This is a genomic window from Exiguobacterium sp. s123, assembly GCF_018617075.1.
Taxonomy (GTDB): domain Bacteria; phylum Bacillota; class Bacilli; order Exiguobacteriales; family Exiguobacteriaceae; genus Exiguobacterium; species Exiguobacterium profundum.
The window spans coordinates 1-26979 of sequence record NZ_JACSJL010000001.1 but is presented as its reverse complement, the minus strand read 5'-3'; the positions used below and the strand labels follow the sequence as shown (position 1 = coordinate 26979).

The 26979-nt window shown below is 49.5% G+C and carries 30 protein-coding genes, 1 other RNA gene, 1 pseudogene and 2 riboswitches; of the genes and pseudogenes, 14 read left to right on the top strand and 18 right to left on the bottom strand.

From position 1 onward, the window contains the following. Positions 1–18 precede the first annotated feature (18 nt). From KNO72_RS00160 to rnpB, 5 genes are all read right to left on the bottom strand, one after another. A complete protein-coding gene (locus tag KNO72_RS00160; RefSeq protein WP_214731543.1) occupies positions 19–1437 on the bottom strand; it encodes an alanine/glycine:cation symporter family protein in 1419 nt (472 codons plus the stop codon). Between the two features lie 59 nt (positions 1438–1496). Further along, the gene (locus KNO72_RS00155; protein ID WP_214756969.1) at positions 1497–2399 is read right to left on the bottom strand and encodes a Gfo/Idh/MocA family protein; all 903 of its coding nucleotides are present in this window, start codon (positions 2397–2399) and stop codon (positions 1497–1499) included. A gap of 51 nt (positions 2400–2450) precedes the next feature. Next, complete coding sequence (locus tag KNO72_RS00150) at positions 2451–2633, bottom strand: hypothetical protein (RefSeq protein WP_148209436.1); 183 nt, start codon at positions 2631–2633, stop codon at positions 2451–2453. A 119-nt stretch (positions 2634–2752) separates the two neighbouring features. Next, positions 2753–3916, bottom strand: a complete 1164-nt coding sequence (locus KNO72_RS00145; RefSeq protein WP_214756967.1) for a THUMP domain-containing class I SAM-dependent RNA methyltransferase — start codon at positions 3914–3916, stop codon at positions 2753–2755. Between the two features lie 124 nt (positions 3917–4040). Next, positions 4041–4408, bottom strand: an RNA gene (rnpB, locus tag KNO72_RS00140) — RNase P RNA component class B. Positions 4409–4528: 120 nt separating this feature from the next. Here rnpB and KNO72_RS00135 point away from each other — a divergent pair. Beyond that, on the top strand, positions 4529–4933 hold the full coding sequence (locus tag KNO72_RS00135; protein WP_078146958.1) for a hypothetical protein: 405 nt from the start codon (positions 4529–4531) through the stop codon (positions 4931–4933). A gap of 44 nt (positions 4934–4977) precedes the next feature. Here the strand turns inward: KNO72_RS00135 and KNO72_RS00130 are convergent, their stop codons facing one another. Both KNO72_RS00130 and KNO72_RS00125 read right to left on the bottom strand, forming a co-directional pair. Then, positions 4978–6426, bottom strand: a complete 1449-nt coding sequence (locus KNO72_RS00130; protein WP_214684206.1) for a S8 family peptidase — start codon at positions 6424–6426, stop codon at positions 4978–4980. Between the two features lie 94 nt (positions 6427–6520). Then, positions 6521–6928 (bottom strand): hypothetical protein, encoded by a 408-nt coding sequence (locus tag KNO72_RS00125; RefSeq protein ID WP_078146960.1) that lies wholly within the window; start codon positions 6926–6928, stop codon positions 6521–6523. 171 nt (positions 6929–7099) lie between these two features. Between KNO72_RS00125 and KNO72_RS00120 the strand changes: the two genes are divergently transcribed. From KNO72_RS00120 to KNO72_RS00100, 5 genes are all read left to right on the top strand, one after another. Further along, the gene (locus KNO72_RS00120) at positions 7100–7987 is read left to right on the top strand and encodes a hypothetical protein (protein WP_078146961.1); all 888 of its coding nucleotides are present in this window, start codon (positions 7100–7102) and stop codon (positions 7985–7987) included. A 77-nt stretch (positions 7988–8064) separates the two neighbouring features. After that, on the top strand, positions 8065–8730 hold the full coding sequence (locus KNO72_RS00115) for a response regulator transcription factor (RefSeq protein ID WP_078146962.1): 666 nt from the start codon (positions 8065–8067) through the stop codon (positions 8728–8730). Beyond that, positions 8727–10073, top strand: coding sequence for a sensor histidine kinase (locus KNO72_RS00110; protein ID WP_078146963.1), 1347 nt, complete (start codon positions 8727–8729; stop codon positions 10071–10073). The genes KNO72_RS00115 and KNO72_RS00110 overlap by 4 nt, the downstream gene beginning before the upstream one ends. Positions 10074–10141: 68 nt before the next feature. Beyond that, positions 10142–11155, top strand: coding sequence for an ABC transporter permease (locus tag KNO72_RS00105; RefSeq protein ID WP_078146964.1), 1014 nt, complete (start codon positions 10142–10144; stop codon positions 11153–11155). Continuing rightward, positions 11152–11829 carry an ABC transporter ATP-binding protein gene (locus KNO72_RS00100; protein WP_078146965.1) on the top strand — a complete coding sequence of 226 codons (678 nt, stop codon included), beginning with the start codon at positions 11152–11154 and terminating at the stop codon, positions 11827–11829. Before KNO72_RS00105 ends, KNO72_RS00100 begins: the two co-directional genes overlap by 4 nt. Here KNO72_RS00100 and KNO72_RS00095 read toward each other — a convergent pair. Continuing rightward, the gene (locus KNO72_RS00095; RefSeq protein WP_078146966.1) at positions 11780–12187 is read right to left on the bottom strand and encodes a hypothetical protein; all 408 of its coding nucleotides are present in this window, start codon (positions 12185–12187) and stop codon (positions 11780–11782) included. The genes KNO72_RS00100 and KNO72_RS00095 overlap by 50 nt on opposite strands. Before the next feature lie 181 nt (positions 12188–12368). Between KNO72_RS00095 and KNO72_RS00090 the strand changes: the two genes are divergently transcribed. Continuing rightward, positions 12369–13292, top strand: coding sequence for an alpha/beta hydrolase (locus tag KNO72_RS00090; protein ID WP_078146967.1), 924 nt, complete (start codon positions 12369–12371; stop codon positions 13290–13292). Here the strand turns inward: KNO72_RS00090 and KNO72_RS00085 are convergent. After that, positions 13225–13920 (bottom strand): CPBP family intramembrane glutamic endopeptidase, encoded by a 696-nt coding sequence (locus tag KNO72_RS00085; RefSeq protein ID WP_214756965.1) that lies wholly within the window; start codon positions 13918–13920, stop codon positions 13225–13227. The two genes, KNO72_RS00090 and KNO72_RS00085, sit on opposite strands and share 68 nt — an antisense overlap. 86 nt (positions 13921–14006) lie before the next feature. Here KNO72_RS00085 and KNO72_RS00080 point away from each other — a divergent pair, with 86 nt between their 5' ends. Next, the gene (locus KNO72_RS00080) at positions 14007–14690 is read left to right on the top strand and encodes a lytic transglycosylase domain-containing protein (RefSeq protein ID WP_240499874.1); all 684 of its coding nucleotides are present in this window, start codon (positions 14007–14009) and stop codon (positions 14688–14690) included. Positions 14691–14718: 28 nt separating this feature from the next. Beyond that, a complete protein-coding gene (locus KNO72_RS00075; RefSeq protein ID WP_012726384.1) occupies positions 14719–15306 on the top strand; it encodes a DUF1643 domain-containing protein in 588 nt (195 codons plus the stop codon). Between the two features lie 9 nt (positions 15307–15315). Here the strand turns inward: KNO72_RS00075 and KNO72_RS00070 are convergent, their stop codons facing one another. The 7 genes and pseudogenes from KNO72_RS00070 to KNO72_RS00040 all read right to left on the bottom strand — a co-directional run bounded on the left by KNO72_RS00070 (position 15316) and on the right by KNO72_RS00040 (position 21242). Next, positions 15316–16050, bottom strand: a complete 735-nt coding sequence (locus KNO72_RS00070) for an energy-coupling factor transporter transmembrane component T family protein (RefSeq protein ID WP_214684202.1) — start codon at positions 16048–16050, stop codon at positions 15316–15318. Continuing rightward, a complete protein-coding gene (locus KNO72_RS15805) occupies positions 16032–17402 on the bottom strand; it encodes an ABC transporter ATP-binding protein (RefSeq protein ID WP_270812234.1) in 1371 nt (456 codons plus the stop codon). The genes KNO72_RS00070 and KNO72_RS15805 overlap by 19 nt, the downstream gene beginning before the upstream one ends. Further along, a complete protein-coding gene (locus tag KNO72_RS00060; protein WP_012726387.1) occupies positions 17368–17943 on the bottom strand; it encodes an ECF transporter S component in 576 nt (191 codons plus the stop codon). The genes KNO72_RS15805 and KNO72_RS00060 overlap by 35 nt, the downstream gene beginning before the upstream one ends. Further along, on the bottom strand, positions 17936–18526 hold the full coding sequence (locus KNO72_RS00055) for a YkoF family thiamine/hydroxymethylpyrimidine-binding protein (RefSeq protein WP_012726388.1): 591 nt from the start codon (positions 18524–18526) through the stop codon (positions 17936–17938). The genes KNO72_RS00060 and KNO72_RS00055 overlap by 8 nt, the downstream gene beginning before the upstream one ends. An 83-nt stretch (positions 18527–18609) precedes the next feature. Then, positions 18610–18710: riboswitch (TPP riboswitch) on the bottom strand. A 59-nt stretch (positions 18711–18769) separates the two neighbouring features. Further along, positions 18770–19969 (bottom strand): annotated as a pseudogene (locus tag KNO72_RS00050) (GTP-binding protein). A 112-nt stretch (positions 19970–20081) separates the two neighbouring features. Further along, on the bottom strand, positions 20082–20348 hold the full coding sequence (locus KNO72_RS00045; protein WP_078146973.1) for a hypothetical protein: 267 nt from the start codon (positions 20346–20348) through the stop codon (positions 20082–20084). 12 nt (positions 20349–20360) lie between these two features. After that, a complete protein-coding gene (locus tag KNO72_RS00040) occupies positions 20361–21242 on the bottom strand; it encodes an SMP-30/gluconolactonase/LRE family protein (protein ID WP_214756963.1) in 882 nt (293 codons plus the stop codon). Between the two features lie 191 nt (positions 21243–21433). On the opposite strand from KNO72_RS00040, the gene KNO72_RS00035 reads away from it, so the two are divergent. Beyond that, positions 21434–21985 carry a class I SAM-dependent methyltransferase gene (locus KNO72_RS00035; protein ID WP_251024844.1) on the top strand — a complete coding sequence of 184 codons (552 nt, stop codon included), beginning with the start codon at positions 21434–21436 and terminating at the stop codon, positions 21983–21985. 37 nt (positions 21986–22022) lie between these two features. On the opposite strand, the gene rlmN is transcribed toward KNO72_RS00035, so the two are convergent. Next, positions 22023–23084, bottom strand: a complete 1062-nt coding sequence (gene rlmN, locus KNO72_RS00030; protein ID WP_214756961.1) for a dual-specificity RNA methyltransferase RlmN — start codon at positions 23082–23084, stop codon at positions 22023–22025. Between the two features lie 65 nt (positions 23085–23149). Further along, positions 23150–24556: an amidase family protein gene (locus KNO72_RS00025; protein ID WP_214756959.1), complete on the bottom strand. Its 1407-nt coding sequence runs from the start codon at positions 24554–24556 to the stop codon at positions 23150–23152. A gap of 113 nt (positions 24557–24669) precedes the next feature. Between KNO72_RS00025 and KNO72_RS00020 the strand changes: the two genes are divergently transcribed. From KNO72_RS00020 to KNO72_RS00005, 4 genes are all read left to right on the top strand, one after another. Continuing rightward, positions 24670–24831, top strand: coding sequence for a hypothetical protein (locus KNO72_RS00020; RefSeq protein ID WP_168169845.1), 162 nt, complete (start codon positions 24670–24672; stop codon positions 24829–24831). A gap of 44 nt (positions 24832–24875) precedes the next feature. Further along, a riboswitch (SAM riboswitch) is annotated at positions 24876–24975 on the top strand. A 67-nt stretch (positions 24976–25042) separates the two neighbouring features. Next, a complete protein-coding gene (gene msrA / locus KNO72_RS00015; protein WP_214756957.1) occupies positions 25043–25567 on the top strand; it encodes a peptide-methionine (S)-S-oxide reductase MsrA in 525 nt (174 codons plus the stop codon). Positions 25568–25776: 209 nt separating this feature from the next. Further along, positions 25777–26193, top strand: coding sequence for a DM13 domain-containing protein (locus tag KNO72_RS00010; RefSeq protein WP_251028244.1), 417 nt, complete (start codon positions 25777–25779; stop codon positions 26191–26193). Between the two features lie 142 nt (positions 26194–26335). Further along, positions 26336–26581, top strand: coding sequence for a hypothetical protein (locus KNO72_RS00005; protein WP_214756955.1), 246 nt, complete (start codon positions 26336–26338; stop codon positions 26579–26581). Positions 26582–26979: the final 398 nt, after the last annotated feature.

Genomic DNA, 26979 nt, shown 5'->3' with positions numbered 1-26979 from the left:
GCGTCCCAATGATGATCTTTAACTGATTTCTTCTATTTTCGTTTCCCATGCTTCGATGTGCTCTTTACCAGGAAGATCGACACCATCTTTAAAGAATTCCGGGTCTCTTCCTTCTTTCTTTTGAACCATATAGTCATCGAGGAGCGTCTTGGCGACTTTACTCAATCGGAAGATCGCATACATGTTGACGAGTGCCATCAGCCCCATAAAGATGTCGGCAATCGACCAGACGAGTCCCGCCGATCGTACTGACCCGAACATGACCATCCCGACAACGGCAATCCGATAGATAATCAAATACCGCTTCTTCTCAGAAATGAACTCGATGTTCGTCTCCCCATAATAATAATTGGCCAAAATCGAACTGAAGGCAAAGAGTAAGATGGCGATTGTCATGAGCGTCGTCGCAATCGGTCCAATTTCGACGAGAAGCGCCTCTTGGGCAAGCTCGATCCCTTGGAATGCTTCAGAGCCTTCGACACCTGCGATGAGGACAATCATCGCCGTTGCGGTACAGATGAACAATGTGTCCACAAATACACTAAGCGATTGAATCAATCCTTGTTTGACCGGGTGACTCACCTCAGCGGTAGCTGCGGCGTTCGGGGCAGACCCCATCCCTGCCTCGTTCGAGAACAGGCCTCGTCGAATACCTTGGAGGACAGCTGCACCGACCGCTCCACCGAACAACTGTTGGAAACCGAGGACACCTTCAGAGAAGATGGCCGAGAACACTTGTGGCACGACATCAAGATTCGTAAGGACGATCCAAATGGCTAGTAAGATGTAACCGCCCGCCATGATTGGTACAATGATTCCCGATAAGGTCGAGATGGAACGAATCCCACCGAAGATGACGATAGCGGTGACAACGGATAAGATGATGCCGACCCAGACCGTATCGATCTCAAATACGTTATTCACGGAGAGTGCGATTGTATTCGCCTGGACGGAGTTGAAGGCAAAACCGAAGGCGAACGTAATCAAAATGGCAAATACGATACCTAACCAGCGTGCACCGAGAGCGCGCTCAATATAGTATGCCGGACCACCACGCCACGCCTTGCCGTCATGCACTTTATACACCTGGGCGAGCGTACTTTCAACGAATGCCGACGCCGCTCCAATCAGTGCAATGAGCCACATCCAAAATACGGCGCCAGGTCCGCCTAAAGCGATAGCCGTCGATACGCCGGCGATGTTTCCCGTACCGACTCGTGCCGCCGTTCCGATGGCGAATGCTTGGAAAGATGAGACCTGTCCTTTCTCATGCTTGATTCCTTTCACGAATAAAAGTTTAAACATTTCCGGTAACATTCGAAATTGAACGAACCCCATCCGAATCGTAAAATAAAGACCTCCTGCAATCAATACGAAGATGAGAAGGTACGACCATAAATAGTCATTGATTTGCATAATCAGTTCACGAATATCCAACGAAATCGCCTCCTTTTATCGAGTTTTTACCCGGTCTGAATATGACGGAAACAGTATGTTCACCGCACTTCCTTTAGAATCTCTTCACAGAGACGATGTGTCTCGAGACTGTCTTCCGCGACAACGGAGGCATTCGGTTCCCCACGAAGTAAACGTAAGAAGTCTTCCACAAGGTCGATAAAGCCTCGACGCTTTAAATTGGACTCCCACGGGTCGAGCGACCATTCCTTCACACCGTCTCGTCCATAGTCTGTAATCCGCTCCACATCGCGTGTGACCCGCTTCACGGTCGGTGACATGACCTCCATCACTTCTTCGGTACAACCGTTGTCTCGGTTCATCCAACCGATTGCTTCGATTCCCCCTGCCATGAAATGAATTATCACTTGTTTCAGCACATTCCCTTCAAATCGTGGTGTCACGCGCAACCGCTCGACAGGCTGAAGATCGGTCAAATAACGGAGCGTATCGACGACATGCACGAAATCTTCGATCACAAATTCACGGAGCGTTGCCGGTTTATACGTTCTGTTCTTTTGAATGAAGACCATATTTTTTTCTTCGATTTGTTTGAGTGCCTGCGTGGCCGTCGCAAATCGGCGATTGAAGCCCGTGACGAGATGTACACCTTTCTCGTTAGCGAGTGCGACGAGTCGCTCCGTTTCTTCAAGAGTGAACGTGATCGGTTTGTCGATGAAGACATGCTTCCTTTGCCGCAGACAATACTCGGCTTGCTCATAGTGGACAGCTGTCGTCGAATGAATCATGACGGCATCGATTTCTGCCATCGGCACGGCGTCGAGCTCCGTATATCCTCCTTTAAAACGATAGGTCGAGATGACTTCGTGTAACTTTTGTTCATCTCTAGAGACAAGATACACATCGACGTCCTTTAATCCGGCATATACTGGCAGATACGCTTTTTTTGCCACGTCACCTATGCCTACTACCAAAATATTCATCTACTCACTCCTCCAATATTATGTAGAAAGCCCGAAGCGACTGCCTCGGGCTCACGTAATAGATACAATCTCAAAACTTGTGATCGGTTCACGAATCGCGTCAGATACAATCTGATAAGCCGCATGTAGTTCTTCTTGATTATTTAAGTCCGGCACACGATCCATTTCCACCTCGACCGTCCGAGTGTTTTGTTCTTTCGCATGTAACTGATATTCGACGGTATACTTTTCCATCATCTGTCCCCCTCTAATTATACATATGTTATGTATAACCTGTTAGACGGATGATGAAACAAGTGAGTTTGCTCTAATAAAATAGAAAATGACCGCTCAGTTGAACGGTCATGGATTCATTATTCTGATTTCGGTTTCTCGTCACGGTCCGGACGTGGACGGCGCTTTCCGAAGTATTGATAATATTGCGTTTCGATATTTCCGTTGTACAACTTCCGACGCTTCGTCGCAGGGCGTCCGTATGCCTTCTCGAAGTCTTCATAACTCGTCAACATGTAGACGCTGTAACCAGGGTATTTCGAATATTGTTCTCCGATTCGCTCATACAAGTCGATGATCTCTTCTTCTGACTGAAGTCGTTCCCCATACGGAGGGTTACCGATGATGACTCCGTACTCTTCTTTCGGCTTCAGTGCGGCTGCGTCACTATGGACGAACGTGATCGCATCGCGGACGTCAGCGAGTTCCGCATTGTCTTTTGCGAGTTTGACCATCCGCGGATCGAGGTCGATTCCATAGATTTTTAGCGGTTTATCCCACTCCGCCTTCTCATTCGCTTCATTAATTGCCGCATACCAAGCTTTTTTTGGGATGCATGTCCAATCTTGAGCGAAGTAATCACGGTTGATACCCGGCGCGATATTTCGTCCAATCATCGCCGCCTCGATGGCGAGCGTCCCTGAACCTGTAAATACGTCATAAAACGGCATGTCCGGACGCCAGTTTGTCAATTGAATCATCGCCGCTGCCATCGTCTCTTTGAGTGGAGCTTGCGAATGAAGCTCACGGTAGCCACGACGATGGAGCGGACCGGACGTGTCGATCGTGATGGTCGCCACATCTTTCAATAGGGCGACTTCGATTGGGAATTTCGCGCCTGACTTCGGCAACCATTCTCCCTCTTTACGATAGCCGCGTTGCATCGCTTCAACAATCGCCTTCTCCGTAATCTTCTGACAGTCACGAATCGAGAACAGCTTCGATTTGACCGAGCGTCCGTCGACCGTGAACGCCGCGTCCCACGGCATGAGGTTGGTCCATGGTAACGCTACGACCCCGTCAAACAATTCTGTAAACGTTGTCGCCTTGAACTCGGCAACGACGAGTTTGACCCGGTCTGCTGTCCGCAACCACATGTTCAAACGTGGGATGTCTTCCATTTCCGCGTCGATATAAATCCGTCCGTTCTCGACTTCGCACGTGTATCCTAAATCCCTTACTTCTTTTGCCACAAGTGCCTCGATTCCCATCGCTGCCGTCGCAATCAGTTTACGTTTTGCCATCTAAATCGCCTTCCTTCTACATAAATATCTTTCAGTCATTTTGTAAGTTGTAAAAAAATCATGAAAAAAGGAGCTCAAGTATATGTGCTTGAACTCCTTGTCGTTGTCAGTTGAGACTATGTTGTCCTGTAAGCCATGTTCTGTACTCCGGTGCTCATAGCGGTCTCCCTGGCACGATGGAGTGACAATCATCTATCTGCGCACATCGGCGCCCTCCGTCCCGTTCGATTCCGGTCTGGAAGTTCCCCTACCATAGTTTGGGTTTCTCGCTCGTGGGGTTTACCTCGTTCCACTCTGAACGTTTCCGATCAGACTCCGTCACTGTGGCACTTTCAAGAAGCGTACACCATATCCGAGGACTTAGGTGTTTCTTCTGCCGTCAACTTGCGTTGCCTACACTTATCGTTTCGTGTAGCACGATCACTACAGCCATCACAGGCTGTGCGAGCATGGACTTTCCTCAAGACTTGCGTCCCGCGATTGTCCAGACCTCATAGTCACTTCAACCATTGTAGCTGAAATTTGAACGGTTGACAACTTAAATTCGAAACTTGATTTTACGTTCAGTCAGCGCTAAAATAAGGCGTGTTCATTGAATAAGGAGGGATTTTGATGCATCAGGATGCAAAAAACGGTTGGATTCAACGTCTGACTTATGTAATAGAAATCGATGACATTAAAGTGCTCCACCCGAACAACGGCGTGTTCGCCTTCTACCGAAATAATCGTCTCGTCCGAGGGTTTGAACCGTTCGATATCAAGGCACCGAACGAACTCTCGAAACGACCTTATCATTTTGACCATCACAATTTAGCACACCTCGAGGAGCGTTTCCCGGATGCCATTCCAGTATTCGATGAAACGCATGAGACGCGTCGTGCTTGGAGCGACCGCATCCGAGTCGGCCTTTGCGAAATCATCCGAGATGGGAAACTCAGTTTCGAGCATATTGATGACCAAGGGAACGTATTAGAAGCGAGTATCCGTTGGTGTGGAGAAGCCATCACCATCGATTAAATAGAAAAAGCCGTCTCTCCGTTAGGAGCAGGCGGCTTTTTATCTTACAAGGTCTCTGTGACCGGAGGCTCGTCTTCGATGATTGGTGGCTCAAAAGATGTCGTCACCACTTTTTCGCGAAGGTCCGTCGGCTTCAGAATTACGGTCAACTTTTCCGCCGTATCCCCTCTTACCGGGAATGTCCCAGCGATGTGGAGCGCTTCGTATAAGACCTTCCCATTTGAATCAAGTACCGTGACCGTGCCTTTTCGTGTCGTGTGAATCGAGAACGTCCCTTCTTCCGATACCTTCACAGACACTGCCGTCTTCAACGTGTTGACATAATCAATCGTTCGGCTCGTGTAGCGCTTATGTTTTCCATCCGTGACTTGACCGACGATGCGATATTGTCCGCTCGGTAGCCAATCCCCGCTCGAATACATCGTGAACGACCGATTTGGTGTGAGCGTCTTGACTTTCTTGTTCCCTTGATACAGTGTGAACGAGGATTTCAAGTTCGAATGGTTCATGACACTTAACTTGACATCATTCACGTATCGACTCTTCCACACCGAAGGGGCAGAGATGTGAATCGGGCGAGCCGTCGCTTCTAATAGTTTCATTGTATTCAATTCCGTATAGGACTTGCCGGACGCTCGAGGCATCTTCGCAATTAACTGGTCGATCTCACCCGGTGTCAAATAAGGGTTGATCGATTTGACGAGCGCGAGGCTCGCCGTGACCATCGGTGCCGCCATCGACGTCCCATCCATATAGATAAAGCGGTTGTTGACCCCGAGCGAGAGGATGTTCACACCTGGCGCCACGATTTTGACGCGATCGTCCATATTGCTAAAGCTCGCGAGACGATGTCTAGAATCGATTGCACCGACCGCGATTACTTCTTTCATGTTTGCAGGAAAATTGATCGTCTGTTTTCGATCATTTCCAGATGATGCGACGATAATGACCCCTTTTGCCCTTGCCCGTTTGATTGATGCGGCCAAACGACTATCATAATCATCCCCACCAAGCGAGAGGTTGATGATGTTCGCCCCTTTCGCCACAGCCGTATCCACGGCATTAGCGACCGTCCAAGAGTCCGTTTTATCTTTATTCACCCCGTAAAACACATTATAGAAGTGGTAGCGGACGTTCGGCGCGAGTCCTGCAATCCCAAAGCGGTTATGTTTCCCGGCCATGATTCCGGCGGTATGCGTACCGTGAATATCCGCAGTATACGGACCTTTCATGGAATTGACGACACGAGGAACGTTCTTCAAATCCGTATGGTTCCGGTCAGCTGACGAGTCAATCAGCGCCACAACGATATCACTTGCGCCTCTCGTCTTACTCCAGGCCAAATCCGTACCGATTTGCTTCACATAATATTGACTCGTGACTTGTGGTTCTGAAACGACGTAGCCATGTTTCTTAAGGATGACTGGCTTTGCAGCATCTACTCCGACCGGCAGTAAAAGGGCAATCGCTGTCAAAAGGGCAATCTTTTTCATTCCTTCCGCTCCATTCCAAACTGATAAAGTGACTCCATTATCTCAAACTTTGGATTAGATTTCCCTTTTTTTGAATAAAAAGTTGTCGACAAATTCACCAATAGCTTGGCTCATCCGGATGTAACATATCAAACTCGACAATCCGTCCAATCGTCAAGTACGTATAGTAGCGCGCCAGTTCCACCCGACTTGGGTCGGGACGAAATCCTTCTAAGTCCTCTCCGAGCGGGGAGCCGTCAATGGTCTCAAACTGCTGGCAAAAAAAAGACTCGGTTTCGGCGTCCCAGACGATACGATCTCCGATATATCCGCTTCCGAAGCGGATGTAATCGATGATGGACGGAACGATGACTTCTGCCGGCAAGCGTTCGCTCATCCGACCGACGAGCTCATATCGCAAGCGATCTGCCTGATTGGCTTCCTCGAGGGAGGCACATTTGAGTACTTCTTTATTGATTTCAATCAATACGACATAATCCCCTGGTTCAATGGAGAGCTTCATCGCCTCACCTCACTTTTCATACCTTCATCCGATTCTCTACAAGTCATTATTCGAGATAAATGGTGGGAATCCTGTCCATTCCTCATTTTTTTCCAAATCGCAGTTGAGTTCACAACGGTCGAACTGTTTTTGTTATACTAATCATATGAATTGAGAGAGAGGAAGTGCACCATGGCCAAACGACCGCTGACCCCTCGAGAAAGTGAGTTGATTGCGACCGCGTTATTTGTTGTCGGAAGCGTCCCATATTCAGGACATATCGACCGTCTCGAATCCCTCACCTTACGTGACATCGCTGATGACTATTTGAATGGAACTGCCACTTCCGCAGACGCGATCGACGCACTCGACCAATACATCTACGTCCGGCGTCATCGCTTCAAAAACGTGACCCCTCACAACCTCTGGACATTGGATGATAGGACTGAACAAGAAGCACTGCGTCATATCTCCAAGCGACCCGAATTGAAAAAGGGTCAGACGTTGAATAAACGGAATCAACCGTTTCAAGCAGGACAAGAAATCGAGTTCAAGGTGGACAAACATGTCGACCGTGGACAATTCCGCATCTACATCGGAAAACTTCAAGGGTACACGTGTAAAGCCCAGTCAAAAGAACGTGAAAAGCTGAAGTCAGTGTCAGGATGGATCACACATATCGACCCGAAAGACCGATTGGTATTTGTTAACGTGACAGACTTCGGACGGATGCCAATCGAACCTGCAATGAAACAAGAACTTGAATCGATGAGCGCCTCGATGCTCGGTTGGTTCGCCACGGCAACAATCCCTTCTGAAGAAGAAGCACTCCTTGCCAAACAGATGATCGGCACGTTACAGCGACGCGATCAACCGTATTGGTTCACGTTGACGACCGCGTTGAACCACCCTCGCCCAGAACATGTGAAACGCTGGGGAACAGTCGTGAATCTTCTCGTCAAAGCGAGTAACGGTGACCAAAAGGCCATCCAAACATTAGAGACACAAGAAGACAAATATTTTAAGGATGCGTTCATCCGCGCCCTCCGTGCCCTTCATCAAGAGATGACGAAACAATAAAGCTGATACGACTCGAGGTGACTCCGCATGGGTCACCTCGTTTCGTGTCGAACCTATTTTGGAAAGGAACGACCGATATGCGTATACTCATCGTAGAAGACGACCCATCCATTTTACGCCTTGTGAAGGAGACGTTCGAGGATGCGGGTCATGAGGTGTTGACGGCGACGGATGGGAACACAGGCGAAGAACGTTTTACAACGCAACCAATCGATGCCGCAATCGTCGACATCATGCTCCCAGGGCTTGACGGTCGTGAGTTGTGTCGACGACTCAAGGCGACTCTTGATATACCCGTCATCCTACTAACCGCTCTCGATGAATGGGAGGATAAGCGCCAAGGGTTCGAGCATGGGGCAGACGACTATGTAACCAAACCTTTCATCCCTGAAGAGTTATTGTTCCGATTGCAAGCCGTCTCGCGGCGTTATCAACGCTCGGCCGCTTCACAAATTCAAGCCGGTCCTCTTCGACTCGATTTAAGAGAGTACGAGGTGACGCTTGAAGGGCAGCTGTTCTATCTTCCTAAAAAAGAGTTCGAGCTATTATTTCAACTCGCCTCTTTTCCGGGAAGAGTGTATCGTCGTGAGGAGTTGATCGAGTTGGTGTGGGGATTTGATTTCGAGGGGGATGAGCGAACGGTTGATGTGCATATCAAGCGACTTCGTAATCGGTTCGATCACCCTGCTCTGACAATTCGAACGGTACGAGGTGTCGGATACGCACTCGAGGTGAACGGATGAAGACACTCTACACGCGAATCATCGTCACGATGTTCCTGATTTTACTTCTATCCGGAGCCATCTCTCTGTTGATCAGCAATGTGGCTTATTATACGTGGTGGCAACCTTCCTATAGCGAGAAGACGGAACGGGTCGCCAAAATGGCGGAGTCGTATGTCGAGAACCATACCGATTTAGACTATGATGCCTTCTATACCTTTTTAGCCGCGACCGGATACCAACTGGTCGTCGTGGACTCCGCAGACGAACGTCGACGCTTTGGCGGTGCATTTCGAGACGAGACCATATCTGACGCGGTGATTCAGTCCGTACGGAACGGAGCTCCCTATCAGGGAATGCGTGACTTTCCGTTTCATCTCTTCTTGCTCGGATTGTTCGATAATGAATTGACGAACACATATGGATTTACACTTGAAAACGGAGACGTCATTTTTATCCGTCCGGACTTGAGTGCCCAAATCCGTGAGTTACATCTGTTCGTCGGTCTATTTTTCGCACTCGTGACCCTCTTGGCATTTGGCTTGATCGCCATTTCGACAAGGTCATTGGTCCGCCCATTGCAGACGCTCACGAAAGCGACCACATCCGTCGCCATGCGTAAAGCTCCGGAACATCTCCCCGTCGAGCGTCAAGATGAGATTGGGACGTTGGCACGACAATTTCAACACATGTCGAACGAGATCAATCGGACAGAAGCGAGACAAAGACGATTCGTTTCGAATGTCTCCCATGAATTCCAATCTCCGTTGACTTCCCTAGTTGGCTATGCAGAAAAATTGGCTGACGGAACGAAAGGAGAATCGAAGGAATATGCGCGTGTCATCGAACAGGAGACGAAGCGTCTATCCCAATTGACGAAACAACTGCTGCTTTTATCACGATTGGATGAAAATCCACCGATTCTCGAGACGAACGTGAATGTGCTTCAATCGGTATCCGAAGTCATTCAAATGAACGCATTCATTCTTGATCAAAAAGGGATTGCCGTCGTTACTGACATCCCACAAGACGTAGTCTTGAAGAGTGACCCGGTTCTACTCGCACAAGTTTGGAACAACGTATTGGTGAACGCCGTCCATGCCTCACGTGATGGAGGCACCATCCACATCACCTGTACCGTTGATCCGGGTGTCGTCATCTCGGTTACAGATGAAGGGATTGGGATGGATGACGAGACAAAAGAGCACCTCTTCGACCGCTTCTATCGCGGAGACACGGCTCGAACGAGTCAAGGGACAGGTCTCGGTCTCGCCATCACCTCAGATATCATCGACCTACATGGCGGAAACATCACAATCGAGTCTAGCCTTGGAATCGGCACCACGATCCATCTACATTTTTGATGTCGTTCATATTCTGTTCATATTGGTTGCGTACACTTCCTTCATCAGCACTTGAAGGAGGTTTTTTTATGCAGTTAGGTTGGAAAGAGATGTGGAGACAGAAAAGAAAGTTCTCCATGTTGTTCGTGATCACATTTTTGATTGTCATGTTGACGACACTCATTACAGGGCTAGCAGACGGCCTCGCATATGATAACGGTTCTGCGTTGCACGAATTGAATGCTACGACGTATCAACTTGATCCGGACTCAGAAGGTCAATTGACACGATCGTTTATAGACGTCAAAGCGGATACTTCAAACGAAACGATGAGCGTCCGACAGCTCACGGTCACGATTGATGGAAAAAAAGAAGAGGTCACGCTATTCGCCCTTCCAAGTGGAAGTAATATTGGCCCAGGTACTTATCTAGAAACAGGTGAAGTCTTGTTTGACCCAAGTCTCTCAGAACAGCTTGGAACAGGTGACACGTTGACCGACTTTGCGTCCGAATATCGTTTTACGATCGCCGGTGAGGCGCCTGGACGCTACAGTCATGGACCAGTGATTTACACGACGAACGAGACGTGGTTTGATTATTTGAATCAATCCGAACAACGTCCATATGTATCTGCTGAGATTGGAACGGAATCCACGATGTCCGATGCGCTCGTCATGAGTCAACAAGATTTGATTGAGTCGGTTCCTGGATATAGTGCCGAACAGAGCACATTCACTATGATGCGTGCCTTTCTGCTCGTGATCGGAACGTTTATTTTGACCGCGTTCTTTTATTTGTTCACGCTTCAAAAGTTACCTGAGCTCGGAATTCTGAAGGCAATCGGCCTCTCCCCACGTATCATCGGACGGGCACTGCTCTTTCAGGTCATCGTCATCGTGTCGGCGGCAGTCGCCACATCGATCGAGGTCATGTACGTCGTCGATGCGTTGATTCCATCATCATTGCCGTTTCTCGTCGACTTCGGTCATGTCGCGCTATTCGGATCCATGTTCATCTTCTTATCTGTTCTTGGTGCGTTGTTGCCGTTATGGAAACTCCGTCAAGTCGACGCAATTGAAATCATAGGAGGGAAAGCATCATGAGGTTAAGCCATGTATCACATCAGTTTGACGGTCAGCTCGTATTGAATGACATCGAGTTACATGTCTCACCGGGGGAATGCGTCGCCATCGTCGGTCCGAGCGGTAGCGGGAAGAGTACGTTGTTATACATCCTCGGTCTGTTGCGAAAACCGGATCAAGGAGCATTTTTGATGAACGAGCGAGACGTATTCGAATTAGATGAGGAACAACGTCGTCTGTTACGCCTGCATGAAGTTGGGTTCGTGTTTCAACAGGCCCACCTCATTCCCTACTTGACGGTGCTCGAACAACTAGAGCTGATTCAAGAGAAGAAAAAGTTGGATGCGAAGCAACTGTTGATCGACCTCGGCTTAGGGCACCGTCTGCACCATCTCCCGGCGACCTTGTCAGGAGGTGAAAAGCAACGCGTGGCCGTCGCTAGGGCCCTCATCAACTCCCCGCAACTCATTTTGGCAGATGAACCGACGGCGAGTTTGGATTATGAGAATGGACGTCTTGTAATGGAACTCTTGGCCAAACAAGCGCATGAGGAAGGAAGACGTGTCGTCGTCATCACACATGATGAACGCATGCTCGATGTGTGTGATCGTGTCCTTCGCGTGATTGACGGTACCTTGACCGAGCTCAACAAGGGAGAAGGGCATCACAACCAATTTGATGCAGCTGATGAGTGAGCCATCCTCCAAAGCGAATGGCAACACGGATTGATCCATTTTCTAAAATGGTCGCCTCTTCGATGGTCATCAGTCGTTCGATGATATGATTCGATTCGAGTCGAATCCCCGAGAGACAGGAGAAAGCGCGGACGATTTCCTCTGGTCGACACTCGACTAGACGCGCAATCTCTTGCACCTCGGTGAGGAGGCTTGTTTTGTTGTATAGAAAATACCGGTCGAGTATAACATCAAATACGAGTCCGACAATCCGTTCATCACCTTCAAGTGTCCACGAGAACGTTACTCCTCGCTCAAGCGTTCCCTCTCTGTCGCTCAACACCCTTTGAATCATTCGATAAATCTCTGACCTCTCCATGTAGATGCCCCCCGCCCTCCTGCTATTGTCACTTCATCATACCGTTCTCTACCTAATCTTTCGATGTGCCGTCATTCATCTAATTCACCTGCTTATGTTACGTATGCCCTCCCCTTATGTAAGAAAACAGGACCGTATCGAGTCGTTTCGGGTACAATAACGTTGAAAGGAGTCGGTATCAATGCAACGAAAATGGAAAATTGGATTAGCATCACTTTTCACAGGTTATTACGCAATCAGCTACTATGCCTTCAAACGAATGACGCGAGGCAAACGAAAGACTCCGGAGATGTTACTCGCTCCATATACGGACGAAGATCGCACCTTTTATCATGACGTACCGTTCGAGCATGTCTCGATTCAATCGCGTGATGACTACCGCCTCTACGGGCGTATCTATCGGAATGAAGGATCAACAAAGTGGATTGTGTTCGTACATGGATATACCGCATCACATAGTTTCATGGCCCCTCACCTCGCCATGTTCCATCGACTCGGCTACAACCTGCTTGCCGTCGACTTGCGCTCACACGGGGAGTCTGAAGGGATTTATGCCTCATACGGTTTCCATGAAAAAGTCGATATGATCGACTGGGTGGACTGGTTGAAGAAAGAGGAAACAGTCGATCAAGTCGGGCTTCACGGCGTCTCAATGGGAGCGGCCACCGTCTTGCAGACGACTCCGCTCACGAACGTCGACTTCGTCATCGCAGAATGTCCGTTTGACGATATGAAACAATTGATGCGTTATCAACTGAAAGAGTTACACCATATCCCAGCCGAGCTCATTTTACCGGGAATCGACTATTTCCTTTGGTCTCGTGCTGGGTTCACGATGAGACAAGTCCAACCGAAAAAGGCCGTCACGGAAACGACGACCCCAATCCTATTCGTACATGGTTCAAAAGATGATTTCGTCCCGACGTGGATGTCGGTCGAAATGAATGCATTGAACCGGAAGAACGACTTGGTATTGATCGATGGCGCAGAACATACCGATTGCATGATCAAGGACGCTCTCGCCTATGAGGAGGCGGTCACTCGCTTTTTGCATCGACATGGATTGGACCGGCAATCAAATCTAGAAGTACATGTAACACCATGACCGGCCAAAGGGCTCCCATCCCTAAATAGAGGATGCCTAATCCGAATCCAACAATCCCTGTCATAAATACTCCCTTTATCCCTTGATAGGCGTGGGCCACGCCGAAAAGGGCGCCCCCGATTAGGGCGAGAGTCACATCTGGCACCTCGATATAGAGGGAAATCGTGTATAGCAGCACTCCTCTGAATATGAATTCCTCGGTCACGCCAGCCGTGACCGAGACGGCGTTCCACGCCTGTTCTTCTGCTTTTGTCCGGGGTAGTAGCAACTTCTCTAAATCGAGCTCATAGTAAGGGCGTAACACATGTCGGAGACGTGCTGAAGTTTTGACCAAGAGATAAAAGACGAGTGTCACGGTGACTAGGATGCATGACAAGTAAAAGACTTGCCAAGCCTGTTCGTTCCCCGCTTCTGGTGCGAATGTCAATCCAACTTCTGCTGACGGTACTTGAAATAAAAAGATGAGGGCGACAATCAACAAGGTCAGTCCCCATGCCGACTTCACGGTTTGTTCGTACACCCATGCCCGTCCTCTCGTTTCAATCAAGGGACGAATCAATTTGGCATTAAAGATCTGAACGATCAGCATGTAGCCGATGATGGCTGTAAAAATCAAACGTTCGAGCATCCATATCCACTCCTGTCCTTCCTCTTAGCTATATGCTACACTATTCGGGTATTGTCTAAAAGCTAGGAGGCGGTATCTTGAAACGTATGATGCTGCGACTGACCGGTTTCATCATTGTGCTCGTGCTTTTGCTCGGGGCAGTCGGCTGGCTCGGTCAACATGATAAAGTGAACAATGGATTGTATCGAACCTATTATGGAGAGAACGGTGTCCCGAACACGCATCTGGCCGTCTATCAAGACGCTGCTGACACGTATGACGTGGACTGGCGCCTACTGGCTGCCGTTCATCGGGTAGAGACCATCTTCTCGCACAGTTCTTCGATGCGTTCGTCTGTCGGTGCGATTGGACCATTTCAATTCATGCCCCGCACTTGGCTCGGTTGGGAATATGACACCGATGACCAAAAAGGCGATGTCCCAGAAGACGAAGTAGATTTGACGGACCTTGCCTTGATTGAGCAGTATGGTGGACTCGGTCGCGACGGAAACGGCGATGGAAAAGCTGACCCACACAGTCTAGTTGATTCTGCGCACACGGCGGCGTATTATTTAAGTGAACACGGTGGAAAAAAAACAGATTCAGTCACATCCGTCCGAAACGCTATCTTCGAATACAATCGAAGTGAGCAATATGTCAATGATGTCATGACGTACTTCGAGAACTATGAATCAAGCGTGACGTTCATGCCGGATGAGCGTGATACGCTTAGTCAACGAGTTGCTTATTACACGATTCGATATATCGAGTGGTTTAAATCGCTCGGCTGATGCTTACATGAAAAAGTGAGGAATGGAAATGAACACGCATGTAGAAGAAGTAACCATCCGCGTCAAATCAATCTTCAATGAAGATAAAACGAAACGCTATATGCGAACGTATGAGTTCACCGATGTGGAGGATGGCGTCATCTGCGCCGTCATTATTTACTCGCCGCGGATGAGCGATGCCTTTTTGTCTGGCACGACGACACAGCGTGCTTATATGTTGATGCAAAATCATTTGTCACAACCGATTCGAGAAATGCGGGTCATCAGTCTCGTCCCGACACTCGCCATCAATGACAACCTTCCATACGTGGAGTCTCAACTCGATGAGACGAACTACCATTACGTCGAAGAGACGTTACAAGAGGTGGAAGCAAGCGGCGGGATGATCATCGTCGGTTGGGGGTCTCCAGGTCGCTTGATGCACCACGCGACATCTTACAAATCGCTCTTTGCGGATTATGAAGCGAACATGTATTGCATCGGTACGACAGCAAAAGGCGAGCCACAACAGATTCGAATGGCAAACGAGAATACCGTTCTCGAGGCGTTCAACAACGAATCGGTCAAACCGAAGTTTCGCATCGTGAAAGAAACGAAAAAAGACGACTCTCCGTGAGTCGTCTTTTCATATGCCAATCCAAATGGAAAGACCGAACAGTGTGAAGAATATACCGGACCATATGTAATCGGACGGTTTGACGTCAATCCGCTCATAGACGGTCCGTTTCCCACTCGTGAACCCCCTCGCCTCCATAGAGAAGGCGACCCGTTCCGCACGTCGGATCGAACCTGCCAACAGCGGGAGAAGGAGTTTCGGTACATGTCGAATCCGTTCCCATTTCGTATCGAGCGGAACGCCGCGAAGACGATGCGCGTATTGTAGCTGATGCATCTCCCGTTGCATTAACGGAAGGAAGCGGAATCCGACGAGCGCACTATAGGCAATCGTCGGAGAAAGCCTTGCCTGTTGCATCAAACTCATGACGAAACGTTTCGAATCGGTCGTCAACATAAAGAGGAGCGACAGTACGGTGAATGCCAACACACGTAGACTAAGAGACATGGCGATACGTGCCTCTTCTTTTGAAATGCCTTGACCGAGAAGCGTCACCCACGTCTCTCCCCCGAGCTCCTTCCCAAACACGAGCGTCGTCCAAAACGTCCCGAGCGCCGTGACGAGAAAAGGAATCAAAAACAGGCTCCACTTCTTCCAGGACACGTCCGTCGCCAGCAATTGAATCGTCAACGTACCGACGATGATGACGAGCGGGGTCCACGGGTTATAAAACAAGGCAAGACCGAACATGATGATCGTCATCGTCACAAACTTGATCGTCGGATTCATATCATGGAGTGACATCGCTTTCGACCTCCCGTGAGTCGATAATGACGAAGTCTCTCCGTGTCCTGCCAGAGCTCATCTCCGAATGGTCCTGAGAGTTCCCCGTCCTTCATCAAATAGAACGTATGGGCGATATTGGCGAACGATAAGTCATGGGTCACGAACAAGATCGTCTGTCCCTTTGCCGCATGCCGCTTCATCAAAATCTCTAGTGCATGGAGTGACGGTTCATCTTGGCCAGCCGTCGGTTCATCGAAGGCAAGCAACTGTTTGTTAGATAGTAACTGAATCCCGACGGCGAGTCGTCGCTTCTGACCGTGACTGAGCGACAGTGGATGGAGGACTCGTTTATCCTCGAGGGATAGCTCCTCTAGTACGTTATCGATCGATTCCTCATGACCAAACTGTAGCTCTTGCTCGACCGAGTTCATGAAAAATAAGTGTTCCGGAGATTGAGGGACGAGTCCGACCCGACGGTCAGACTCCGTCAAACTTCGTAATAACGTCGACTTTCCACTCCCATTTGGTCCTAATATGGCAATCACTTCCCCGATACGAGCTGTTAGGGTCACTCCTTTTAATCGAAATGTGTCACGCTCCACCTCGTCGACCACATAGTGTTCGACTGCTTGTCGTGGTAATGACGATCGTGTGAATGAAAAATCATCGACCGGTTGAAACGGCTCGTTCCGTACAATCCGTCCTTGATCGAGTTCGATGTGCCAATCAAAAAAGTCTCCCCACAAGTGCGCGCGATGTTCGACAACGATGACGTTCACGTTGTCCAAGTGATCGAGCCAGTCGACGAATCGATTCGCGGTCACTGGGTCAAGGTGTGTCAACGGCTCATCGAGAAGCAACCATTCCGGTTGTCCGACCATGGCGCAAGCGACGGCGATCCGCTGTTTCTCCCCTCCTGACAAGGAATCGATGTGACGATTTCGGTAATCGGTCAGTTGGAGTGACTCGAGAATCTCCGTCACGCGCTGATCGATGACCTCGACCGGCGTCTGCAAATTTTCGAGTGTGAAGACGAGTTCCTCTTCCACCCGTTCCATCACGAACTGCGTGTCCGGGTCTTGGAATACCGTCCCGACCCGCTGATTGATCTCGCCTGGTGCGTAGTCGTCGTGTGAGCGTCCCAGTAGTTCGAGTTTGCCTTCCAGGATCCCATCACAATTCTCTGGATAGAGACGGTTGAACAGCGCGAGCAGGGTCGACTTCCCGCTTCCGCTCGCTCCTGTCAAAATCGTGCGTCCAGGTTTTATGGATAGTGTCACATCTTTTAAGATGGTGTCCAGACTTTCGGGGAATCGGAATGAAAGCGATCCTGTCTCAACCATGGACGTTCCCACTCCGAGCAATCGCATAGCCACGAAGCGACCCCGTCTTGAGCAACAGGTCACTGAGCAACTTCCCACCGATTCCTGCGATGACCATGCCACTGACCGCCCGCAGCCCGAACATCGTCGCTACATATCCCGGTTCGAGCATCGCAAATCCGCTCATGAAGTAAGTGTACACGAAACTCGTGACGGCCGAGCCAAATCCAGCAAGCATGAGAACCCAAAGCTCGTATCGACGATAACCTGTCATCGCAAAGACTGCTTCCGCCCCAAGACCTTGGACGATACCGACCAAGATGATGCGCGGTCCGATCGCATTCCCAATCAACATTTCAATCGTCGCTGCCATCACCTCCGAGATGAAGGCCGCACCCGGCTTCCGAATGATATACGCCGAGATGATTGACACGATGAACCAGATACCGAAGATCCATTCATAGGCGATCGGTCCAATCAACCCTGCCCATAAGTTCCCGATATGAACAAACAATAAGTAGACGACGGCAAAGACGACAGACAATACGGAGACGAGGACGACCTCTTTCAATTTCCACGATTTAAGCATGTTGTCCTCCATGTGACGGACTGTTCACACTGAACGTCACCGTCATGACGACGTGTCGATTCTTCTCGCGTGTCCGGTTGAACGCCGACTCGTAATACGAGAACACATCATCCAAGTTCCCATGAATGCCTGACGCGTAGTGCATGGAGTCATTATAGACACCCGCCTGTTTCGCTTGCTCGATTTCATCATAGATGAGATCCATATAGTTCTCCGCCCCCATCGGATAAAGCGCGAACTGTGACGAGACATACTGTTCTCTTGAAATTCCATTCAGTGGTTGTGGTGGTGCCTCGAGCACCTCATCCCCTGCCGAATCTCCCGGACATCCGACAGAGAAGGTTCCGCTCATCGAGACATGGCGTCCTTCCTCCGAAGCCAGGCTTAAGACGGTCCGTGCGACGTCGAACACGTGCTCGGCGCGACCTCGGATCACGGTCGACACGTCATCCGTATGTCGCCACACACCCGTCATATTCGTTCCTTTCAATGCCCCTTTGATCGTCCCGACAAAGTCATCTGTCATCGGGCTAAGCGTGAAGCGAAATCCGACAATCGGACTCGTGCCACATGATTCATTCATCTTGTCTCCCCCTCTATATGTGTTTGCATAAAAAAAAGCCGCATTCATGAGAATGCAGCAACAAAATCTATACAAACTTGCATAGAGAAAGTGCCGCACTTCCTCACGCCAGTATTACCTGGATCGAGTTATAAGGGATCGGAGCCATGCTCACATCTCAGCCGAAGCACCCCTAGTGCAGTCATTGATATGCGGTTACTTATGCAGTCACAGTATAGCGATGTTTCGTCAGTTTGTAAACGGTCAATCTGAATAGGTGACGAGTTGGCCAGTACCAGGAAGTGGGTCATGGAACGAATCCCACTCCGCTACCATCTCCTCATCCGTCAACAAGCAGGCGTCAAGTGATTGCTCGACCGCCTCCCGGTCCATCCGTTGACCGATAAGGACCAATTCGTTCTGTCGGTCTCCGTACGGCTCGATGTAATCTTCACGCAGCTCAGGTTCTGAGACGAACATGGCCTCTCGTTCACTCTCGGGAAGGGTCGCTAACCAACGACCGGCATGTTCGAGCGTCGATGCGTATCCGGCCTGGGAGAAGAGACAGGCAAGGTCGTTCCGTGACGCGATCCACAAGAAGCCTTTGGCACGGACGATTTCTTCAGGATAGTGCTCCATCCAATTCATCAAGCGCTCAGGGTGGAACGGTCGACGACGACGGTAGACGAACGAGCTGATGCCATACTCCTCCGTTTCCGGCGTATGTTCTTCTGCCTCAAGTTCTTGAATCCATCCCGCCGCACGCATCGCCTGATCGAAATCGAACAACTGGACGTCGAGTAGATCGTCTAACGCTACGTCGGAGTATGTTGAAGTCTATAATCGCGCGCTCGGGTTGAGTGTCTTAAGTAGCCCCTTCATCTCCTGCAGTTCCGCTCCAGACACCCGGTCTGCCTTATTCAACACGATGATATCCGCAAATTCGACTTGATCGACGAGTAGGTCGACGACTTCACGTACGTCACCTGTATCGACGGCTTGTTGACGTTCCATGAGCGATTCACCAGAATTGAAATCTTTGAAGAAGCGGTACGCATCGACGACAGTGACCATCGCATCGATATAGACACGGCTCGTCAAATCGATTCCGAGCGCATCATCGGCATACGTGAACGTCTGCGCAACGGGAATCGGTTCTGAAATCCCAGAAGACTCGATGATGATGCCATCGAGGTCACGATCGTTTGTCAACTCATAGACCGCTGTCAGCAAATCCTCACGTAGGGTACAACAGATGCACCCGTTCGAGAGTTCGACTAATTTTTCATCGGTACGGGAGAAACCACCCTGTTCAATCAATTTCTCATCGATGTTCAACTCGCTCATATCGTTCACGATGACCGCATATTTTTTATCTTCCCGGTTATGTAAGATGTGGTTGAGCAGTGTCGTCTTTCCGCTACCAAGATAACCCGAGAGTACGGTAATTGGAATTCGTTTCATATTGATGAACCTCCTTTAAATCGTAATCATTACTTTTTATATACTGTAACGACTGATTCGATTTGTCAACAAAAAAAACACGCCACACGGACGTGTTTTGAAAAACATGCTTTTATTCTTCCAACGCTTTTCGTTCTGCTTCCGAGCGGGGATAGGCGTTCGCTTGCCACTCCGCCCGATAGATGGAGTCGAGTTGCGTCAACCCGACCTCATCCACGTCCTTGTCAGAATCGACACTCGGCACCTCGTCCCATTTCGGGTCGAGATAAGAATGATCTTCTTCCCGCGCTCGATTTTCTTGCAACTTTTGAATTCCCATCTTGACCGCTGCCGCAACTGCCAACCCAATACCCGCTCGAACTAACAGTCGTTTCACCATTGCATGTCCTCCTCAACGCCCAAAGCGATAAAGCGGCATCCCTTTCACCTCTGTATCGATGATAAATACCGATCCAGCATCCGGATATTCGGCTAACGCTTCCTCATCCATCCCCTCACGAGCCGTCGTGATGGCCAATCGATTGAGCCCATCCCCGATGAAGGCGCAGGATGTGACATTCGGTGCAGGAACGTGAACTTCTAACAGCTTTTCACCGGTTGATGGATTCCAGCGAGATACTTTGCTTCCGGCGTAATGCGCAATCCATAAATATCCTTCCGTATCTGATGTCATACCGTCTGGGAAGCCATCCTCGTCCGCGAAATCGATGACGACCTTTCCATTTGATAACGTACCCGCCTTCAAATCGAAATCATATTGGCCAATCGTTTCAGTCGGTGTATCGATATGATAAAAAACGGAATGGTCAGGAGACCACGTCAACCCGTTCGAAAGTGTGAGCTCATCCATAAGTGTCGTCGTCGTACCATCCCGATCGACACGATACAATGTCGCTTGATTCTCTTTGTCTTCGAGATGAAGTGTTCCGGCGAAAATTCGACCGTATGGATCGGCTTTTCCGTCATTGAACCGCAATTGACCGTCCGGATCATCCAACTCGACAATCTTCTTCAAGTCCCGATTGATCTCATCCCATTCATAAATGCCATCCTTCAAGCCGAGGACAACGCCATCCGTCACTTTTGGAATAACGAAACCGACTTGTTTCCTGACTTCAAACGACGAGATTTCATCCTCACGTTCATCATACCACCACAATGTATGATCTTCGATATCTACCCAATAAAACCGCTTTAACTCAGCATCCCAACACGGACCTTCACCAAGCGTATTTCGTACACGAATCCACAACGACGCATCTACTTTCTCCATCACTTAGCCTCCACTCTATCCATTAGTTCAGAAATCTATTCCCCTCTCGCATCGGGACTATGCATGAATCCAGAAAATCGTGATGGATTTTCACCGTCGTCTGTTCGTTTTGCTATAGTGAAAGAAACGTAGCGAGGGAGTGAATGGCTTGTCGAAATGGGATGAACGATTTAGTTCGGAAGAGTATGTGTATGGGACAGAGCCAAACGAATTTTTACGCGAATGGGTCACGTCTCATCAACCTGAAAGAAAACGTGTATTGGCCATCGCGGAGGGCGCGAAACGCGGTGTGGCTCGCCACGCTCGGCTTTGAAGTCGAGATATGGGACGTTTCTATAGCAGGGATCGACAAAGCGAAACGCTTGGCGACGTCACGAAACGTGTCCATTCAGACGAAACAGATCGACTTGAATGAAGCCGATTGGCCAAACAAGGCGTATGACATGGTCATCTGTATCTTTGGCCACTTTCCTCCACACGTCAGAGAAAAGGTGTTTACGGGTATTCAACAAACGCTTCGACCTGGTGGTTTGTTCCTGAGTGAAGTCTACGCTACACATCAACTCGCTTACGGGACAGGTGGACCAAACGACGCCTCATTCCTTTACACCGAAGAGATGTTCCACCAACTAGGGGACGATTTCGTACCGCTCGTCTTACATGAGACGGTCGTCTGGCGAGAAGAAGGCACGCTCCATCACGGCGAATCCGCTGTGATTCAATACGTCGGGCAAAAACGATAAACGAATGGCCTCCCCGAGATTCGGAGAGGCCATTTGTTTACTTCGCGCCTTCGACGTTCATATGCTTACTGCGGAGTTGTCCACATGCCGCATCAATGTCTGTCCCGTGCTCAAGACGGACACCAGTGTTGACGCCACGCTTTTTCAAGATGTCGTAGAACGCCATGATGTCTTCAGGCGTGCTTCGCTCATATTGGATGTGCTCGTTGACCGGGTTATATGGAATCAAGTTGACGTACGACTTGTCTTTGATGTCTTCAATCAAGTCAGCGAGTTCTTCCGCATGTTCCGGCAAATCGTTCACTTTCGAGAGCAGGATATACTCGAAGGTGATTCGTTTGTTCGTCTTCTCGACGTAATAGCGAATCGACGGCATGAGTTTATCAAGCGGGAACGCCCGGTTGATTTTCATGATGCGTGTACGTAATTCATCGTTTGGCGCATGTAGAGAGAGCGCCAAGTTGATGCGTAAGTCGAGGTCCGCAAACTTGTAGATCTTATCCGCGAGACCACTTGTCGACACGTTGATTTTACGTGGGGCGATCGCAAGTCCACGCTCATCTTTGACGACACGCAAGAAGTCGACCAAGTTCTCGAAGTTATCGAACGGTTCACCGATTCCCATAACGACGATATGGCTGACGCGGTCCCCTTCACCATCTTCATCGAGGAAGTGTTGGACGGTCATGATCTGCTCGACGACCTCACCCGCCGTCAAGTCACGCGTCTTTTTCAACAAGCCGCTCGCACAGAAGCTACAGCCGATGTTACAACCGACCTGAGTCGTCACACAGACCGAACGTCCGTATTTGTGACGCATGAGCACCGTCTCGATGTAGTGCCCGTCATGTAATTTAAGTAAGAATTTGACCGTCCCGTCGCCCGCTTCTTGTTTGACGAACAGTTTTTGTGTTGAGATGACATATTTCTCTGTTAAGTAATCACGCACCTCATCACGTACGTTGAGGTCGTCCATCGATTTGACCCGGTCGATGTAGAGCGAGTCCCAAACTTGACGTGCGTGGAAGGCACCGTATCCCGCTTCCGTACACTCGTTTGTGAGTTGATCGAACGTCAACCCGTATATAGATGATTTCATTGTAATCTGTCCTTTCTCTAATCCGCATACGTACCATTGTAGCGGACGTGAGAGACGGGTGCAACTTACGAATAATCTGGAGGCGTCGGTCGTGTGACGAACTGTTCGAACGCATAAGCGACTCGGATTAAATCACGCTCCGCATAGCTCGTCCCCGTGAACGAGAGTCCGAATGGGGCACCGCTCTTTTTCAAATGATATGGGATTGTAATCGTCGGATGACCTGCTTTTGCAGCCATGTCGTAGTTCATGTCATGCGGCAGGACGAGTGCGTCCAGTTTATGTGACGCAAGCAATGTGTCAATCCCTTCCGTTTTCGCGAGACGGACGTCCTCGATGCGACGATCGAGATAGTTCGCTTCAGTCAGTTTTCCAGATTTGGCGTTCGCTTCTTCAAAGATGGTCTGGCCGTGCGGAATCGATTCAGGATGTTCCGCGTTCCACTCGATCAGGTCGGATAGCGTTTTAAACGGCACGGTCGTATTGGCAAGATACGCCTCGACCCCGAGCTTGAATTCGTCGAACAGGATGTCCGCCTGTTCTAGTGCCGCATGCTTCGGAAGCGTGACCTCGACGAGTTCGACCTCGGCTTGCCGTAGCAATCGAAGCGCCCCCTCATACAATCCGACTTCTTCTTCAGAAATGTCCGGTTTGACGAACCCGACGCGCATCCCGACCGCTTGCCTCACATCGAGACATGTCACATAAGGCGGTCCGACTGGAGTTTCCCACGTCGCCGGGTCTGATTCATCCTCACCGCACATCGATTGTAAGGCGATGACCGCATCACGAAGCGTGCGCGCCATCGGTCCTGCCGTATCTTGAGAACGTGAGATCGGGATAATTCCGGAGCGGCTAATCAATCCGACCGTCGGCTTAATCCCGACGATGCTGTTATGGACACTCGGATGGACGATGGAACCGCTCGTCTCAGACCCGACTGCGAGAAGCGTGAGGTTTGCCGCGACCGCTGAAGCCGAACCTGAACTTGATCCCCCGACATCCAACCCGTCGCCATATGGGTTCATCGTCTGTCCACCGACAGCACTCCAACCGTTCGGCATATCTTCCGTTAAAAAGTTCGCCCACTCGGACAGGTTCGCCTTCCCAAGGATGATAGCGCCGTCAGCCCGCAAGCGTTTGACGAGCTCGGCATCTCGAGCAGCGAAATGATGTCGCATCGCGGCAGCACCTGCAGTCGTTCGCATCAGACCGCTTGTCTCGATATTGTCTTTGATTAAGACGGGAATGCCGAGTAGCGGTTTGCGTACCCCTTTTCGGTACGCCCGGTCTGCTGCCTCTGCCTCGAACAGGGCGTCCGGATTGACTTGAATGACGGCGTGAAGCCGTTCATTATACGTCGCAATCCGTTCTAAATAGTAGGCGGTCACGTCTCTCGCCGTGAATTCTCCTTCTTTATACCCACGACGCGCACGCTCAATCGTCAGTTCATGTAATTGGATTTGTTCCATCCTACATTCCTCCTTTACCTCTCTCCCTTTATTCGTGCTCTACGTCTGATTTCCTTTTCGTATCGCCAAGTCGATGTGTTCTTGATACACTTAAGAAAAAACAGGAGGTCCCAATGACTCGCTCCTATGTCTTTGTGTTGCTTGCCGTATTCGGTCTATTTTTCTTACAGCTATACGGGGAGAATGTGCCGTATGGTACGCTCATTTCCATCGGGTTGATTGGATTCATCATCGTCTTGACGGTTTTTCAGTTGAAACGAAAACCGAATCATTGACGAATGTATTTTGAGGGTGGTATGATGCTCTCACCAACTACATATCGATATCAAGAGTGAACGAGAGATCTGGCTCCGCGACTTCACAGCAACCTGCCTTAGGCAAGGTGCTACGACCAGCAAGGGAAACCTTGGACGATATGACGAAAGCGCTCATGTCATCCGACGTGAGCGCTTTTTTGTTGAATGACGATTTGGAGGGAACGACAGTATGGAAAAAGCAACATTCGCAGGCGGCTGTTTTTGGTGCATGGTGACACCATTTGAAGAATTACCAGGGATTGAAGGCATCGTATCCGGCTATATGGGCGGACAGGTCGACAATCCGACATATGAACAAGTGAAAACCGGGACGACGGGGCACCTCGAGGTCGTTCAAATCACATATGATCCAGCATTATTCTCGTATGAACGTCTTCTTGAGCTGTATTGGATTCAGACAGACCCGACGGACGATGGTGGTCAATTCCAAGACCGGGGACCTCAGTATGCCCCAGCCATCTTCTATCACACGGAAGAACAACGTATCGCGGCTGAGGCGAGTCGCGATGTGTTGGCGGCAAGTGGTCGCTTCTCGGCTCCGATCGTCACGAAAATCATTCCGGCGACGACGTTCTTCGCTGCAGAAGACTACCATCAGGATTATCATAAAAAGAATCCGAAGCATTATAAGGAAGACCGGGCCATCTCGGGACGCGACGAGTTCATCGAGGAAAACTGGACGGAAACCGTATAACGGTCATCAGACGCGAATGTTAGCATTCGCGTCTTTTAATTAGCACATTAATCGGGAAACGGGAAATAACGGTTCATACAACCGAAAAGGAGGACTCATATATGAAAACAAGTACGAAACTCATCATCGGTGTGATTGGCGTAGCCGTAATCGCTGTTGCCTGATGGCTCATCTCCCCACTATTCTTAACCGGGACGGTCGATGAAGGATTGCAGTCGACAGCAGTCGAATCACCAGCTCCAGAGGAAGAGGAATCAGATCAAGAGACGTCCGAGACACCGGAAGCACAACCGAGTCCAACCGAAGTAGCGGGTGTGTTCATGGACGGGGAGAAAAATTATGAGACGACCGGCACAATCCGCTCGGTCGAGGCAGAAGACGGGACGTACCTCCGATTTGAAGAATTTGAGACGACAAACGGTCCTGATTTATTCGTCTATTTGACGAAACCAGGACAGGAGACGACCGAAGGCGTCAGTCTAGGGGCCTTAAAAGGAAACATCGGCAATCAAAACTATTTGATCCCTAAGGATGTGAATCTAGAAGAGTACAACACCGTCGTCATCTGGTGCCGTGCGTTCAGCGCGACGTTCGGGACGGGAGAACTGACTGGTTCAAGTGAATAACAGACTTGAGGGTGGCTGAATGAATCGGCCACCCTCTTTTCATTTGAAATCGGCTTAAAAAGAATGATTTCTCATCCAACCTCAAATGAGAACATGCTATCATATATGTAAATAAGTGTAATTCAATTGAGGAGGTACGATTATGGAGCAGCCTGTGCCACAACCGTACAAACACTATTTTTGGAAACGTTTCTTTCTATTCTTCATTCCATTGATGATGGTCGGCATACGATTTGAACCGATGATCATTCAGAATCCATTTGAGGAACTCGAAGACTATGGGGCATTCGTATTATTTTTAGGAATTTATATCCTAGTACTCGGTGGATGGACAGCGTTTATGACGTCGATGATGTGGCGGAACAGACAATCCAAGTTGAAACAGTGATGACATATCCACCGTCTTTCCCATTGGAGGCTTTGAAAGAGCTATTTACATCCGTTCTAAAAGTAACCCTATTCGAGTACTCCTAAAGTGAGGTATGCAGAAGATATTATCAGGGCTGAATCATCACTTGTCTTTATGAAAGTGGAATGATGGTTTTTAAGGGGGAGCGTTGCGATGAGCCACTTCGCCAAGAAGCGTTAGACGCTCACGCATGAGCCCGGATTACCATTCCTTCTCCCATGCTCCGTCTTCAGAGACTCCCCAATCCTCGAAACGATACTTGATGAGCCAATGGACATGCATCACTTCTACACCCTTGGATAGCTCTGAGACGACGAAGCTGACTTCTCCATCCGCCACCACCCATGTCCCGTATAGATACACTTTCTTGATCGGAC

What these genes read in the sequence shown, in the direction of transcription:
- KNO72_RS00155 (WP_214756969.1), bottom strand. Translation starts at nt 2,399, where the DNA reads ATGAATATTTTGGTAGTAGGCATAGGTGACGTGGCAAAAAAAGCGTAT.
- KNO72_RS00150 (WP_148209436.1), bottom strand. Translation starts at nt 2,633, where the DNA reads ATGGAAAAGTATACCGTCGAATATCAGTTACATGCGAAAGAACAAAAC.
- KNO72_RS00145 (WP_214756967.1), bottom strand. Translation starts at nt 3,916, where the DNA reads ATGGCAAAACGTAAACTGATTGCGACGGCAGCGATGGGAATCGAGGCA.
- KNO72_RS00135 (WP_078146958.1), top strand. Translation starts at nt 4,529, where the DNA reads ATGCATCAGGATGCAAAAAACGGTTGGATTCAACGTCTGACTTATGTA.
- KNO72_RS00130 (WP_214684206.1), bottom strand. Translation starts at nt 6,426, where the DNA reads ATGAAAAAGATTGCCCTTTTGACAGCGATTGCCCTTTTACTGCCGGTC.
- KNO72_RS00125 (WP_078146960.1), bottom strand. Translation starts at nt 6,928, where the DNA reads ATGAAGCTCTCCATTGAACCAGGGGATTATGTCGTATTGATTGAAATC.
- KNO72_RS00120 (WP_078146961.1), top strand. Translation starts at nt 7,100, where the DNA reads ATGGCCAAACGACCGCTGACCCCTCGAGAAAGTGAGTTGATTGCGACC.
- KNO72_RS00115 (WP_078146962.1), top strand. Translation starts at nt 8,065, where the DNA reads ATGCGTATACTCATCGTAGAAGACGACCCATCCATTTTACGCCTTGTG.
- KNO72_RS00110 (WP_078146963.1), top strand. Translation starts at nt 8,727, where the DNA reads ATGAAGACACTCTACACGCGAATCATCGTCACGATGTTCCTGATTTTA.
- KNO72_RS00105 (WP_078146964.1), top strand. Translation starts at nt 10,142, where the DNA reads ATGCAGTTAGGTTGGAAAGAGATGTGGAGACAGAAAAGAAAGTTCTCC.
- KNO72_RS00100 (WP_078146965.1), top strand. Translation starts at nt 11,152, where the DNA reads ATGAGGTTAAGCCATGTATCACATCAGTTTGACGGTCAGCTCGTATTG.
- KNO72_RS00095 (WP_078146966.1), bottom strand. Translation starts at nt 12,187, where the DNA reads ATGGAGAGGTCAGAGATTTATCGAATGATTCAAAGGGTGTTGAGCGAC.
- KNO72_RS00090 (WP_078146967.1), top strand. Translation starts at nt 12,369, where the DNA reads ATGCAACGAAAATGGAAAATTGGATTAGCATCACTTTTCACAGGTTAT.
- KNO72_RS00085 (WP_214756965.1), bottom strand. Translation starts at nt 13,920, where the DNA reads ATGCTCGAACGTTTGATTTTTACAGCCATCATCGGCTACATGCTGATC.
- KNO72_RS00080 (WP_240499874.1), top strand. Translation starts at nt 14,007, where the DNA reads ATGATGCTGCGACTGACCGGTTTCATCATTGTGCTCGTGCTTTTGCTC.
- KNO72_RS00075 (WP_012726384.1), top strand. Translation starts at nt 14,719, where the DNA reads ATGAACACGCATGTAGAAGAAGTAACCATCCGCGTCAAATCAATCTTC.
- KNO72_RS00070 (WP_214684202.1), bottom strand. Translation starts at nt 16,050, where the DNA reads ATGTCACTCCATGATATGAATCCGACGATCAAGTTTGTGACGATGACG.
- KNO72_RS15805 (WP_270812234.1), bottom strand. Translation starts at nt 17,402, where the DNA reads ATGCGATTGCTCGGAGTGGGAACGTCCATGGTTGAGACAGGATCGCTT.
- KNO72_RS00060 (WP_012726387.1), bottom strand. Translation starts at nt 17,943, where the DNA reads ATGCTTAAATCGTGGAAATTGAAAGAGGTCGTCCTCGTCTCCGTATTG.
- KNO72_RS00055 (WP_012726388.1), bottom strand. Translation starts at nt 18,526, where the DNA reads ATGAATGAATCATGTGGCACGAGTCCGATTGTCGGATTTCGCTTCACG.
- KNO72_RS00045 (WP_078146973.1), bottom strand. Translation starts at nt 20,348, where the DNA reads ATGGTGAAACGACTGTTAGTTCGAGCGGGTATTGGGTTGGCAGTTGCG.
- KNO72_RS00040 (WP_214756963.1), bottom strand. Translation starts at nt 21,242, where the DNA reads ATGGAGAAAGTAGATGCGTCGTTGTGGATTCGTGTACGAAATACGCTT.
- KNO72_RS00035 (WP_251024844.1), top strand. Translation starts at nt 21,434, where the DNA reads ATGGGACAGAGCCAAACGAATTTTTACGCGAATGGGTCACGTCTCATC.
- rlmN (WP_214756961.1), bottom strand. Translation starts at nt 23,084, where the DNA reads ATGAAATCATCTATATACGGGTTGACGTTCGATCAACTCACAAACGAG.
- KNO72_RS00025 (WP_214756959.1), bottom strand. Translation starts at nt 24,556, where the DNA reads ATGGAACAAATCCAATTACATGAACTGACGATTGAGCGTGCGCGTCGT.
- KNO72_RS00020 (WP_168169845.1), top strand. Translation starts at nt 24,670, where the DNA reads ATGACTCGCTCCTATGTCTTTGTGTTGCTTGCCGTATTCGGTCTATTT.
- msrA (WP_214756957.1), top strand. Translation starts at nt 25,043, where the DNA reads ATGGAAAAAGCAACATTCGCAGGCGGCTGTTTTTGGTGCATGGTGACA.
- KNO72_RS00005 (WP_214756955.1), top strand. Translation starts at nt 26,336, where the DNA reads ATGGAGCAGCCTGTGCCACAACCGTACAAACACTATTTTTGGAAACGT.